We start from the raw sequence: 12,248 nt of genomic DNA, 5'->3' as shown, positions 1-12,248 counted from the left end.
AGACGCTATTCTCGTGCCGCACGGTGTTGCCTCTCTTTCGTGTCCGGGATTGTCGCCAAACATCCGAATACGAGTAGAATCAACACCGTGCGCCTTGTCCACCAAATTTAAACCGGACACCAGTGGCCTTGTCCCGAGCATCTGCAACCGATCGATAGGGCGGCAGATCCTCGGCACAAGGCCGAGGATGACGTCGAGTGGAGGCGAGGTTAGGCAACAAACTGACTGCGGTTTTTCTTTGGGCAGCCAATGAATGTCACATCCGGATTGAAAACGACGTTGGCCGATGCCGATCGCATGCTGGTGATCGGTTGCCCCGGTAGCGGAAAGAGCACGCTTGCAAAGCGGCTCTCGCAAGTGCTCGACCTGCGCTACGTCTCCATGGACCGCGATTTCTATTGGCTGCCGGGCTGGAGAAAAAGGCCGCGTGACGAAATCGACCGGCTTATCGCCAAGGCTGTGGCGGAAGATCGCTGGATCATGGATGGAACCGGCCTCAATTCCTTCAATATCCGCCTGCCGCGCGCCGAGGTCGTTATTTGGCTTCGTCCACCAAGATATGCATGCCTGTATGGCGCCGTCTCAAGGGCGTTTCGTTATTTCCAGCGCAACCGCCCTGAATTGCCCGCCGGCTGCCCTGAGCGCCTCTCGCTGGATGTACTTGTCTATATCTGGAATTTTGAGCGGGATGCGGTGCCATTGATTGAGGCAGCACTTCGGGACTATGTCGCCGGAAGCGCCGAACGCGGCCCCGATGTGCCCATTCTCCAGCTAAAATCCCGCCGCCAGATGCGCGAGCTTCTTGATCTTCTAAGCCGGCCCGCTTAAGTGCCGCCTATGCCGCAATTCGAAACGCACCGTCCCGTCCCGCACACACCCGACCAGATGTTCGACCTCGTTGCCGATGTCGAACGCTATCCGGAGTTCCTGCCGCTCTGCGAAGCGCTTGCTGTCAAGAGCCGCAGGGAACGTGACGGGAAGATCCTGCTCGTCGCCGACATGACTGTGGGATACAAGGCGATCCGCGAGACCTTCACGACACAGGTGCTGCTGAACAGGGCGGAACGCATCATCGAGGTCAAATATATCGATGGCCCGTTCAAATATCTCGACAATCGCTGGCATTTCGCCGAGACGCCTGCCGGCGGCTGCACCGTCGATTTCTTCATCGACTACGAGTTCAAGAGCCGCATTCTGGGCGCGCTGATGGGCTCGATGTTCGATCGCGCCTTCCGCATGTTCACCGAGGCCTTCGAGACGCGCGCGGGCAAGATCTACGCAACCGCCTGACGACTGCCGTCAGCGGAGCGAAAGCACCATCTCCAGCGCCGTTCTGATCGTCGCCAGCCGAACTTCGCTGCGGCCGATATCGCCGTAGAACATTTTCCGGTGGATGAGCGCGCCGGCGCGTGATTTTGCGGCGAGATGCACGAGGCCGACGGGCTTTTCCGCCGATCCGCCACCGGGGCCGGCAATGCCGGTGACGGCGACGGCGATATCGGCGCGCGAGCGGAAGAGGGCGCCGTGGGCCATCTGCCGCGCGGTTTCCTCGGAGACGGCTCCGAACTGAAGCAGCGTTTGCTCCTGTACCCCGAGCAACTCGATCTTTGCGGTATTGGTGTAGGTGACGAAGCCGCGGTCGACAACGGCGGAAGATCCCGATATCTCGGTCAGCGCGCCTGATATCAGCCCGCCGGTGCAGGATTCCGCGGTCGAGACCATCAACCCGACCGCCGTGAAATCCCGGATGATCGTCTCCGCCGCTGCGACGATGTCCTGCGGGAAGAGGCTCATCATTTCCTCCCGCGATAGACGACCGTCGCCGTGGCAATTGCCGCGATGCCTTCGCGCCGACCGACGAAGCCGATCGTCTCGTTGGTCGTCGCCTTGACCGAGCAGCGCTCGATATCGATGCCGAGATATTCCGAAAGCTTCGCCCGCATGGTGTCGCGATGCGGGCCGACCTTCGGCGCTTCGGCGATCAGCGAGACGTCGGCATTCATGATCGTGCCGCCGCGCTCGCGCACGATTTTGGCCGCATGCTCGATGAAGATCCGCGAGGCCGCGCCCTTCCATTGCGGATCGGAGGGCGGGAAGTGGTCGCCGATATCGCCGGCGCCGCAGGTGGCAAGCAGCGCATCGGTCAGTGCATGCAGCGCCACATCGGCGTCGGAATGACCCTTGAGCTTCTGGTCATGTGGAATGAACACGCCGCAGAGGGTGACGCCGTCGCCCGCTTCGAGCTGGTGCACGTCATAACCGTTGCCGGTGCGCACATCCGGAAGCAATGGAGCCGAGAGTTTGTCGTCGGCTTTCGCGATATCGCTCTTGACCGTCAGCTTGACGTTGTCGGGCGTGCCTTCGACGATCGTCACCGGAATGCCCGCCCATTCGGCGATCGAGGCGTCGTCGGTGAAATCGCTCCGTCCGCTCGCCGCCGCCTTCTCATGCGCGTCGAGAATGGTTTCGAAGGCGAAGGATTGCGGCGTCTGCGCCGCGTAAAGGTGCTCGCGCGAAACCGTTGTCTGCACGGTGCCGGCGTTGTCGGCCCGTTTCAGTGTATCCGTGACAGGCATGGCCGGCAGGACCGCCGGTGCGCCGCTTTCAAGGCTCTCCGCGATTCGGTCGAGAAGCACGTGGTCGAAGAAGGGGCGGACGGCATCGTGGATCAGCACATGGCTGACATGCTTGTCCTTGAGATATCGAAGGCCTGCGAGCACGGATTGCTGCCTGGTCGCGCCACCGAGGACCGTTTCGATCGGCGTTGCCGAGACGACGTGGCGGAAGGCTTTCGCAAACAGTGCCTCGTCATCGGGATGGATGACGACGACGATCTGTGTCGCCAGTTCCCATGTCATGAAGTTTTCAAGCGTATGGGCGATAACCGGCTTGCCGCCGATCATGCGATATTGCTTCGGGCCTTCCGTGGAGGCCCCCGCACGCTCGCCGCGGCCGGCGGCGACGATGACAATTCCAGCCGATATCGGTTGCTTGGAAGGCATTTGCAGCATAAATCCCCAAAAATATCCGGAATTGACCCGAGTGCTCTAACGTCTTGCTTTGGCGTTTTCCAGCATCTACCCGAAAAATATCGATTTCGATCCCAACCCCCTTGGCAAGCCAGAGAACACTGGCTAAAAATAATGCAGTTCCATGGTGTGCCCGAAAGATAGTCAGTTGATTTCCAAGGACCTCGCAGCGCCTTTCCGAATCGGACCCGTGTCCGTGCGGAACCGCGTCGTGCTGGCGCCGATGTCCGGCGTCACGGACATGCCCTTTCGCGAGCTTGCCTGGCGCTTCGGCGCCGGCCTCGTCGTCACAGAAATGGTGGCGAGCCGCGAACTGGTCAATGATACGGCCGAATCCTGGTCGCGGCTCAAGGCCGCCGGCTTCCGTCCGCATATGGTGCAGCTTGCCGGCCGCGAGGCGCATTGGATGGCGGAGGCGGCGAAGATCGCCGCCGATCACGGCGCCGATATCATCGACATCAATATGGGTTGCCCGGCCAAGAAGGTGATCGGCGGTTATTCCGGTTCGGCGCTGATGCGCGACCCCGATCACGCGCTCGGCCTGATCGATGCGACGGTCAAGGCGGTCGACATCCCCGTGACGCTGAAGATGCGCCTCGGTTGGGACGAAAACTCCATCAACGCGCCCGACATTGCGCGCCGCGCCGAAGCGACCGGCATCCAGCTCGTGACCATCCATGGGCGCACCCGCATGCAATTCTATGAAGGCCGCGCCGATTGGGACGCGATCCGCGCCGTCCGCGAGGTAATCTCCATCCCGCTGATCGCCAATGGTGATGTGGAGACTGCGGAGGACGCACAGGAAATATTGCGCCGTTCGGGCGCCGATGCCGTCATGATCGGCAGAGGCTGTCAGGGCAGGCCATGGCATGCCGGCGTCATCGCGGGCGCCGCCGAGCCGCCTTTAGTAAAGATTGCGGATATCGCTGTCGAACATTACCGGATGATGCTCGATTTCTACGGTGAGGCGGTGGCAATCCGCCATGCCCGCAAGCATCTCGGCTGGTATTTGGAGCGTTTCGCCCCCGCGCTTGCCGGTGGCAAAAAAGCCGCGATCATGACCTCGCGTGATCCGCGCGAAGTGGCCGCGCGCCTTTATGATGCATTGGCGGCAGGCGCGCTCGACAGCCGGGAGGCCGCATGACGAAGGATACGACATCTCCGCCCGATCACGCCGGCGGAACCGTCGCCATGGCCGTGCTGAACGCCATCCAGAACCCCGTCGTCATGGTCGATGAATCCGGTTTCGTCGCCTTCGCCAATTGGGAGGCGGAGGCCTTCTTCGGCGCCAGTGCCTCGCATCTCGCGCGTTACCGGATCTCGACCTTCATTCCCTTCGGCAGCCCGTTGCTCGCGCTGATCGACCAAGTGCGCGAGCGCAAGGCGCCGGTCAACGAATATCGCGTCGACCTGAGTTCGCCGCGCCTCGGCCAGGATAAACTCGTCGATCTCTATGTGGCACCGGTGCTCAGCGAGCCCGGCGCCGTCGTCATCGTCTTCCAGGAACGCTCCATGGCCGACAAGATCGACCGGCAGTTGACGCATCGCGCCGCCGCCCGATCCGTGACCGGTCTTGCCTCCATGCTGGCGCATGAAATCAAGAACCCGCTCTCCGGCATTCGCGGTGCTGCCCAGCTGCTCGAGCAATCCGCGATCGATGACGACAGGGCGCTGACCCGACTGATCTGCGACGAGACCGATCGCATCGTTTCGCTGGTCGACCGCATGGAAGTCTTTTCCGACGAACGCCCTGTCGATCGCATGCCGGTCAACATCCATTCCGTGCTCGATCACGTGAAGGCCGTCGCCAAGGCGGGTTTTGCCCGCAACATCCGCGTCACCGAGAGTTACGACCCGTCGCTGCCGGCCGTCTATGCCAATCGCGACCAGCTCGTTCAGGTCTTCCTCAATCTGGTGAAGAATGCCGCCGAAGCGGTCGGCGACCGGACGGATGGCGAGATCGTGCTGACGACGGCCTATCGACCCGGTATTCGCCTTTCCGTCGCCGGCACGCGCGAAAAGATCTCGCTGCCGCTCGAATTCTGCGTTCACGACAACGGCCCCGGCGTTCCCTCCGATCTGCTGCCGCATCTCTTCGATCCCTTCATCACCACCAAGACGAACGGCAGCGGCCTCGGCCTGGCGCTGGTCGCCAAGATCATCGGCGATCACGGCGGCATTATCGAATGCGACAGCCAGAACAGCCGCACGACATTCCGCGTTCTCATGCCGGCATCCAAGGATGCCTCGCTTGAAGACGCCTCTACCGTAAGCTCGACAGGACCTTCTCGATGACAGCTACGATCCTCGTTGCAGATGATGATGCGGCCATCCGGACCGTGCTCAACCAGGCTTTGAGCCGCGCCGGTTATGACGTTCGCATCACCTCCAACGCCGCAACCCTCTGGCGCTGGATTTCGGCAGGCGAGGGCGATCTTGTCGTCACCGATGTGGTGATGCCAGACGAAAACGCCTTCGACCTGCTGCCGCGCATCAAGAAGGCGCGTCCCGACCTGCCGGTCCTCGTCATGAGTGCGCAGAACACCTTCATGACCGCCATCAAGGCCTCGGAGAAGGGCGCCTACGACTATCTGCCGAAGCCCTTCGACCTGACCGAGCTGATCGGCATCATCGGCCGCGCGCTCGCCGAGCCGAAGCGCAAGCCCGCCAAGCTCGAAGACGACGTGCAGGACGGCATGCCGCTTGTCGGCCGGTCGGCGGCGATGCAGGAAATCTACCGCGTGCTCGCCCGCCTGATGCAGACGGATCTGACGCTGATGATCACCGGCGAATCCGGCACCGGCAAAGAGCTCGTCGCCCGCGCTCTGCATGATTACGGCAAGCGCCGCAACGGGCCTTTCGTGGCGATCAACATGGCGGCGATCCCGCGCGATCTGATCGAATCGGAACTCTTCGGCCACGAGAAGGGCGCCTTCACCGGCGCGCAGACCCGCTCGACCGGCCGCTTCGAGCAGGCCGAAGGCGGCACGCTCTTCCTCGACGAGATCGGCGACATGCCGATGGATGCCCAGACCCGGCTTCTGCGTGTGTTGCAGCAAGGCGAATATACCACCGTCGGCGGCCGAACGCCGATCCGCACGGACGTGCGCATCGTCGCCGCCACCAACAAGGACCTGAAGCAGGCGATCAACCAGGGCCTGTTCCGCGAGGATCTCTATTATCGCCTCAACGTCGTGCCGCTGCGCCTGCCGCCGCTGCGCGACCGCGCCGAGGACATTCCCGATCTCGTGCGCCATTTCATCCAGCAGGCCGAAAAGGAAGGTCTCGGTTCCAAGCGTTTCGATCAGGAAGCGCTGGAACTGATGAAGGCCTATGCCTGGCCGGGCAACGTCCGCGAACTGGAAAACCTCATCCGCCGCCTGATGGCGCTTTATCCGCAGGATGTCATCACCCGCGAGATCATCGATGCCGAGCTGCGTTCCGACGTGCCCGACAGCCCGATCGACAAGGGGCCGATCCGAAGCGGCTCGATGACGATCGCGCAGGCCGTCGAGGAGAACATGCGCACCTATTTCGCTGGCTTCGGCGAAAACTTGCCGCCGCCCGGCCTTTATGACCGCGTGCTGACGGAGATGGAGTACCCGCTGATCCTTGCGGCGCTGACGGCAACCCGCGGCAACCAGATCAAGGCGGCCGATCTTCTCGGTCTCAATCGCAATACTCTGCGCAAGAAGATCAGGGAGCTCGGCGTCTCCGTCTACAGAAGCTCCCGCACCGCCTGAGAAGCGGCGGCGGGCACCTCGTTTGCCCACCGCCATCCCCTCTCCAGTATCCGCCGCCACGGTCGGGAGCGATATTGAATTTAATGGAGCGGGGTCGCAGTTTATATCCGCGCCGGCAAACAAAAGGGCAGTGTCATTCAACAGTCACATAGTATTTGCAGGCTGTTGTTTGCCGCCGGGCAAATGTCATTGAAGTTGCTGCGGTCGTCGTCGCCGCGCCTGTGGATAAGCTGTGGATAACAGGTGGATGACATAGGTCGGCCAGCGGGCGATGGCGTTCCCATTTGGTTCCCATGTTGCCTATCCGTTCCGAATCTCGTCATCTGCCGTTGCTGCTGCCGACTTCCGCCGCGACTGTCGTCGACAGCATGCCATGGGCGCTCCGACTGATGTCATGGAGCGCCCTTTCTTTTCGGTCGGGGCGACGCGAACTGCGACATCGTGTTTCATGCCGGTCAATTTGGCAGGCTAAGCCTCGCATATCGTTGCTCGTGCCATAGATTACGCGGATCGCTCGTGCGACGTCGACGTCGGTTCCCGCGCCGGCACATGTTCATAATTTGAGGGAGTTGGATGATGGAATATCGTCGTTTGGGAAAGTCGGGTCTGAAAGTGAGCGAGTTCTCCTTCGGCTCATGGGTCACTTTCGGCAGGCAGGTAGAAGGGGGCGACGCCGTCGAGCTGATGAAGCTCGCCTATGACAACGGAGTGAATTTCTTCGACAACGCCGAAGGATACGAAAGCGGCAAGTCCGAAATCGTGATGGGCGAGGCGCTCAAGTCACTCCGCTGGAGCCGCGACAGCTTCGTCGTCTCGAGCAAGGTCTTCTGGGGAGGCGAGAAGCCGACACAGCGCGGCCTGTCGCGCAAGCATGTCACCGACGCCTGCCACGCGGCGCTGAAGAGGCTTCAGGTCGATTATCTCGATCTCTATTTCTGCCACCGCCCCGATATCGACACGCCGATCGAGGAAACGGTCCGGGCGATGCACGATCTCGTCGCCCAGGGCAAAGTGCTCTATTGGGGCACGTCGGAATGGTCCGCCCAGCAATTGACGGAAGCCTATGCCGTAGCCCGGGATTTGCGCATCACGCCGCCGACCATGGAGCAGCCGCAATACAACATCTTCGAACGCCAGAAGGTCGAATCCGACTATCTCCCGCTCTACGACCTCATCGGCCTTGGCACGACGATCTGGTCGCCGCTCGCCTCCGGCGTCCTGACCGGCAAATACAGCGACGGCGTGCCGGCCGACAGCCGTATGAACCTGCCTGGCTACGAATGGCTGAAGGAGAAGTGGTCGAGCGATGCCGGCCGCGCACAACTCGAAAAGGTGCGCCAGCTCGCAAAGCTCGCAGACGAGATCGGCGTGTCGATCACGCACCTTGCGCTTTTGTGGTGCCTCGCCAACCGCAACGTTTCGACCGTCATTCTTGGCGCGTCGCGCGCCAGCCAATTGCAGGACAATCTCGCGGCCCTTTCGCATAGGGACAAGATGACGCCTGACGTGCTGGAGCGGATCGACGTGATTGCCGGAAGCAAGCCGGAAGGACCGCGTCGCTTCTAGGGCGAGATAATTTCCTGCCACGGGTCAGCTTAAGGAAAAATAGTAGCTGACCTATCCTCACCAACTCATAATGTCCCCTGTAGTGAGGCTCGCCCCGGCTTGACAATGTGACGAGATGCGTTGCATTTTCGCCACAATGCGTTGCTTAAAGGTCACGCAAGGGTTTTGGACATTCGCTCCCGATCGAGTCTTGCGGCGCTGGCTTTCTTGAGCCGGCGTTGTTCGGTTTCGATTGCGTGGCGAAGGCGGCAGGCGCCGTCTGAAGAGAGGCCGAATGACGCAGGATGGGGTATCGCCGGCGGCGGGCGAGACGGTGGTGACGACGGTGACCGATCGCCGCGCCCTTTTTGCCGTGCCCGGCCTCGTGCTCGCGGGCGGCGCACTTCTCTGTGCCACGGTGACGCTGTTCGTGCTGCTTGGCCTGACGCCGATCGCCCCGACTTCGCATGTCGTCATCACTTCGGTGATCGTCAATTCCTTCTTCGTCCTGACGCTGCTGGCGTTGATTGCGCGCGAGGTGGCAAGGCTGCTCAAGGCGCGCACCAGGGGCAGGGCGGCCGCGCGGCTGCATATCCGCATCGTGGTGCTCTTCTCGATCGTGGCGATCACGCCGGCGATCCTCGTCGCCATCTTCGCCAGCATCACGCTGAATGCCGGTCTCGACCGCTGGTTTGCCTTGCGCACCCAGTCGATCGTTAGCTCGTCGCGCAATATCGGCCAAGCCTATATGATGGAGAACGCCAGCTACCTGCAGGGGCAGACGGTCTCCATGGCCAACGACCTGGAGCGCAACCGTGCCCTCTACAGTCTCGACCGGACGGGTTTTGCCGAGCTGATGACGCGCCAGGCGAGGGGCCGCGGCCTGCTTGGCTCCTTCCTCGTCGAGCGCGACGGCTCGGTGATCGTCCAGGCCGATATCGCCACCGAAAAGCCGCTGCCGGCGATCCCGCAGGACGCGCTGGAAAAGGCCGCCGCCGGCCAGCCGACGCTCATTCCGCCCGGCGTTACCAATCTCGTCGGCGCCATCATCAAGCTCGATGCCATCCAGGGCACCTTCCTCTATACGGTGCGCGCCGTCGATCCCAAGGTCATGGGCGCCATGCGCATGATGGAGGAGAACGCCACCGAATACCGCTCGATGGAAGCCAACCGCTTCTCGCTGCAGATCGCCTTCGCCGTGCTCTATATCGGCTTCGCGCTGATCGTGCTGCTTGCGGCGATCTGGACGGCGATTGCCGTCGCCGACCGCATCGTCCGGCCGATCCGCCTGCTGATCACGGCGGCCGACAGCGTCGCGTCGGGCAATATGGACATCGTCGTGCCCGTACATGCCGTCGATGGCGACGTCGCCAATCTCTCGCGCACCTTCAACAAGATGATCTCCGAAATCCGCACCCAGCGCGACGAAATCCTCGAGGCCAAGGACGAGGTCGACGACCGTCGCCGCTTCATCGAAGCCGTATTATCGGGCGTCACCGCCGCCGTTATCGGCGTCGAGCACGACCGCCGCATCGCCATCGTCAACAGCTCGGCGGAGACGCTGATGGCACTCTCGGCCGACGAGATGCTCGGCAAGCAGCTGGCCGATATCGCGCCCGAGGTCGATCAGGTGCTGACCGAAGCGGCGGCGCGCCATCGCGGCGATTTCCGCAAGCAGATCGCACTCGTGCGCGGCGGAACTGTGAGGACGCTCAGCGTGCAGGTCACCCGCGAGGAAGTGCGCGACATGAGCGAATCCTACGTGATCACGCTCGACGACATCACCGACCTCGTCATCGCCCAGCGCTCGACCGCCTGGGGGGACGTCGCAAGGCGCATCGCCCATGAGATCAAGAACCCGCTGACGCCGATCCAGCTTTCCGCCGAGCGCATCCAGCGCCGCTACGGCAAGCAGATCGACCAGGGCGACCGGGCCGTCTTCGACCAGTGCACGGATACGATCATCCGCCAGGTCGGCGATATCGGCCGCATGGTCGACGAATTCTCCGCCTTTGCCCGTATGCCGAAGCCCACCAAGGAGCCGAGCGACCTGCGCGACATCCTGCGCGACGCGATCTTCCTGCGCGAGATGGGCAACAACCACGTCACTTTCGGGCAGGATTTCGGCGATCAGCCGCTGGAGGGTATGTTCGACAGCCGTATGCTCGGCCAGGCTTTCGGAAATCTCATCAAGAATGCCGTGGAAGCGATCGAGGCGGTTCCGAGCGACGAACGGGACGAACGCAAGATTCTCGTGCGAGCCGTGCTCGATGCCGCCCGCGACCGCTTCACCGTCGACGTGATCGACAATGGCCGCGGCCTGCCGGTGGAGAACCGCCACAGCATTCTGGAACCCTATATGACGATGCGCGAGAAGGGCACGGGCCTTGGGCTCGCCATCGTCAAGAAGATCATCGAGGAACATGGCGGGCAGCTCGAGTTGCACGATGCGCCCGCCGATTTTGACCGGGGAAGAGGGGCCATGATCCGCGTGCATCTGCCGCGTCTGGATCCGGCGCCCACCTCTCCCGCAGCCAATGACAAGGAAAGCGTTTATGGCCTCTGATATTCTTGTCGTCGACGACGAGCACGATATTCGCGAGATCGTTTCCGGCATTCTCTCCGACGAGGGACACGAGACGCGCACGGCTCATGACAGCGACAGCGCGCTGGCGGCGATATCAGATCGGGTGCCGCGGCTGATCTTCCTCGATATCTGGATGCAGGGCAGCAAGCTCGACGGCCTGTCGCTGCTCGACGAGATCAAGACCCGCCATCCGGATCTGCCCGTCGTCATGATATCAGGTCACGGCAACATCGAGACCGCCGTTTCGGCGATCAAGCGCGGCGCTTTCGATTTCATCGAGAAACCCTTCAAGGCCGACCGGCTGATTCTGATCGCCGAACGCGCGCTGGAAAATTCCAAGCTCAAGCGCGAAGTCTCCGAGCTGAAGCGCCGCACCGGCGACGCTCTGGAGCTGATCGGCACCTCGGTCGCCGTGTCGCAGCTGCGCCAGACGATCGAGAAGGTATCGCCGACCAACAGCCGTATCATGATCCTCGGTGCATCCGGCTCCGGCAAGGAACTGGTGGCGCGGATGATCCACAAGAAGTCGAGCCGCGCTAGCGGCCCCTTCGTCGCGCTGAACGCCGCCAATATCACGCCCGACCGCATGGAAGTGGCGCTCTTCGGCACCGAGGGCACGCCCGGCCAGGCCCGCAAGATCGGCGCGCTCGAAGAGGCCCATCGCGGCATCCTCTACCTCGACGAAGTCGGCGAGATGCCGCGCGAGACGCAGAACAAGATCCTGCGCGTGCTGGTCGATCAGCAGTTCGAGCGCGTTGGCGGCTCCAAGCGCGTCAAGGTCGATGTCCGTATCATCTCCTCGACGGCCTATAATCTCGAAAGCCGCATTGCCGAAGGCTGGTTCCGCGAGGATCTCTATCATCGCCTCGCGGTCGTGCCGGTGCGTGTGCCGCAGCTTGCCGAGCGCCGCGAGGACATTCCTTTCCTGGTCGATCAGCTGATGCGCCAGATTTCCGAGCAGGCCGGCATCCGTCCGCGCCGCATCGGCGACGACGCCATGGCCGTGTTGCAGGCCCATGACTGGCCGGGCAATATCCGCCAGTTGCGCAACAACATCGAGCGGCTGATGATTCTTGCCCGAACCGACGGCCCGGATGCGCCGATCACCGCCGACATGCTGCCGACCGATCTCGGCGACATGCTGCCGAAAGTTTCAGCCAAGAATGATTATCACATCATGACGCTGCCGCTGCGCGAAGCCCGCGAGATGTTCGAGAAGGACTACCTGATCGCCCAGATCAACCGCTTCGGCGGCAATATCTCGCGCACCGCCGAATTCGTCGGCATGGAGCGTTCAGCGCTGCACCGCAAGCTGAAGTCGCTCGGCGTCTGATTATATAAGGC

The 12,248-nt window shown here is 62.3% G+C and carries 10 protein-coding genes; 8 read left to right on the top strand and 2 right to left on the bottom strand.

Features of this window, described 5'->3' with window-relative positions:
- Window positions 1–249: 249 nt before the first annotated feature.
- Both ATY78_RS25805 and ATY78_RS25800 read left to right on the top strand, forming a co-directional pair.
- The gene (locus ATY78_RS25805; RefSeq protein WP_088685132.1) at window positions 250–828 is read left to right on the top strand and encodes an AAA family ATPase; all 579 of its coding nucleotides are present in this window, start codon (window positions 250–252) and stop codon (window positions 826–828) included.
- 9 nt (window positions 829–837) lie between these two features.
- A complete protein-coding gene (locus tag ATY78_RS25800; protein WP_088685131.1) occupies window positions 838–1,290 on the top strand; it encodes a type II toxin-antitoxin system RatA family toxin in 453 nt (150 codons plus the stop codon).
- Window positions 1,291–1,299: 9 nt separating this feature from the next.
- On the opposite strand, the gene ATY78_RS25795 is transcribed toward ATY78_RS25800, so the two are convergent.
- Both ATY78_RS25795 and ATY78_RS25790 read right to left on the bottom strand, forming a co-directional pair.
- Window positions 1,300–1,794 carry a CinA family protein gene (locus tag ATY78_RS25795; RefSeq protein ID WP_088685130.1) on the bottom strand — a complete coding sequence of 165 codons (495 nt, stop codon included), beginning with the start codon at window positions 1,792–1,794 and terminating at the stop codon, window positions 1,300–1,302.
- A complete protein-coding gene (locus ATY78_RS25790) occupies window positions 1,794–3,011 on the bottom strand; it encodes a bifunctional 2-C-methyl-D-erythritol 4-phosphate cytidylyltransferase/2-C-methyl-D-erythritol 2,4-cyclodiphosphate synthase (protein ID WP_088685129.1) in 1,218 nt (405 codons plus the stop codon). Before ATY78_RS25790 ends, ATY78_RS25795 begins: the two co-directional genes overlap by 1 nt.
- Window positions 3,012–3,153: 142 nt before the next feature.
- Here ATY78_RS25790 and dusB point away from each other — a divergent pair, with 142 nt between their 5' ends.
- The 6 genes from dusB to ATY78_RS25755 all read left to right on the top strand — a co-directional run bounded on the left by dusB (window position 3,154) and on the right by ATY78_RS25755 (window position 12,237).
- On the top strand, window positions 3,154–4,173 hold the full coding sequence (gene dusB, locus ATY78_RS25785) for a tRNA dihydrouridine synthase DusB (RefSeq protein ID WP_088685128.1): 1,020 nt from the start codon (window positions 3,154–3,156) through the stop codon (window positions 4,171–4,173).
- Window positions 4,170–5,324, top strand: a complete 1,155-nt coding sequence (locus tag ATY78_RS25780; RefSeq protein ID WP_088685127.1) for a nitrogen regulation protein NR(II) — start codon at window positions 4,170–4,172, stop codon at window positions 5,322–5,324. Before dusB ends, ATY78_RS25780 begins: the two co-directional genes overlap by 4 nt.
- The gene (gene ntrC / locus ATY78_RS25775; RefSeq protein ID WP_088685126.1) at window positions 5,321–6,772 is read left to right on the top strand and encodes a nitrogen regulation protein NR(I); all 1,452 of its coding nucleotides are present in this window, start codon (window positions 5,321–5,323) and stop codon (window positions 6,770–6,772) included. The genes ATY78_RS25780 and ntrC overlap by 4 nt, the downstream gene beginning before the upstream one ends.
- Window positions 6,773–7,348: 576 nt before the next feature.
- Window positions 7,349–8,338 (top strand): aldo/keto reductase, encoded by a 990-nt coding sequence (locus ATY78_RS25765; RefSeq protein ID WP_088685125.1) that lies wholly within the window; start codon window positions 7,349–7,351, stop codon window positions 8,336–8,338.
- A 274-nt stretch (window positions 8,339–8,612) separates the two neighbouring features.
- Window positions 8,613–10,883, top strand: coding sequence for a PAS domain-containing sensor histidine kinase (locus tag ATY78_RS25760; RefSeq protein ID WP_088685124.1), 2,271 nt, complete (start codon window positions 8,613–8,615; stop codon window positions 10,881–10,883).
- Window positions 10,873–12,237 (top strand): sigma-54 dependent transcriptional regulator, encoded by a 1,365-nt coding sequence (locus ATY78_RS25755; RefSeq protein WP_088685123.1) that lies wholly within the window; start codon window positions 10,873–10,875, stop codon window positions 12,235–12,237. Before ATY78_RS25760 ends, ATY78_RS25755 begins: the two co-directional genes overlap by 11 nt.
- Window positions 12,238–12,248 lie beyond the last annotated feature (11 nt).

Origin of the sequence: Rhizobium sp. R635, from assembly GCF_002211285.1 — a bacterium.
Classification (GTDB): Bacteria; Pseudomonadota; Alphaproteobacteria; order Rhizobiales; family Rhizobiaceae; genus Rhizobium.
This window is presented reverse-complemented; position numbering and strand designations above follow the sequence as displayed.

What these genes read in the sequence shown, in the direction of transcription:
- ATY78_RS25805 (WP_088685132.1), top strand. Translation starts at nt 250, where the DNA reads ATGAATGTCACATCCGGATTGAAAACGACGTTGGCCGATGCCGATCGC.
- ATY78_RS25760 (WP_088685124.1), top strand. Translation starts at nt 8,613, where the DNA reads ATGACGCAGGATGGGGTATCGCCGGCGGCGGGCGAGACGGTGGTGACG.
- ntrC (WP_088685126.1), top strand. Translation starts at nt 5,321, where the DNA reads ATGACAGCTACGATCCTCGTTGCAGATGATGATGCGGCCATCCGGACC.
- ATY78_RS25795 (WP_088685130.1), bottom strand. Translation starts at nt 1,794, where the DNA reads ATGAGCCTCTTCCCGCAGGACATCGTCGCAGCGGCGGAGACGATCATC.
- ATY78_RS25765 (WP_088685125.1), top strand. Translation starts at nt 7,349, where the DNA reads ATGGAATATCGTCGTTTGGGAAAGTCGGGTCTGAAAGTGAGCGAGTTC.
- ATY78_RS25780 (WP_088685127.1), top strand. Translation starts at nt 4,170, where the DNA reads ATGACGAAGGATACGACATCTCCGCCCGATCACGCCGGCGGAACCGTC.
- ATY78_RS25790 (WP_088685129.1), bottom strand. Translation starts at nt 3,011, where the DNA reads ATGCTGCAAATGCCTTCCAAGCAACCGATATCGGCTGGAATTGTCATC.
- ATY78_RS25800 (WP_088685131.1), top strand. Translation starts at nt 838, where the DNA reads ATGCCGCAATTCGAAACGCACCGTCCCGTCCCGCACACACCCGACCAG.
- ATY78_RS25755 (WP_088685123.1), top strand. Translation starts at nt 10,873, where the DNA reads ATGGCCTCTGATATTCTTGTCGTCGACGACGAGCACGATATTCGCGAG.
- dusB (WP_088685128.1), top strand. Translation starts at nt 3,154, where the DNA reads ATGGTGTGCCCGAAAGATAGTCAGTTGATTTCCAAGGACCTCGCAGCG.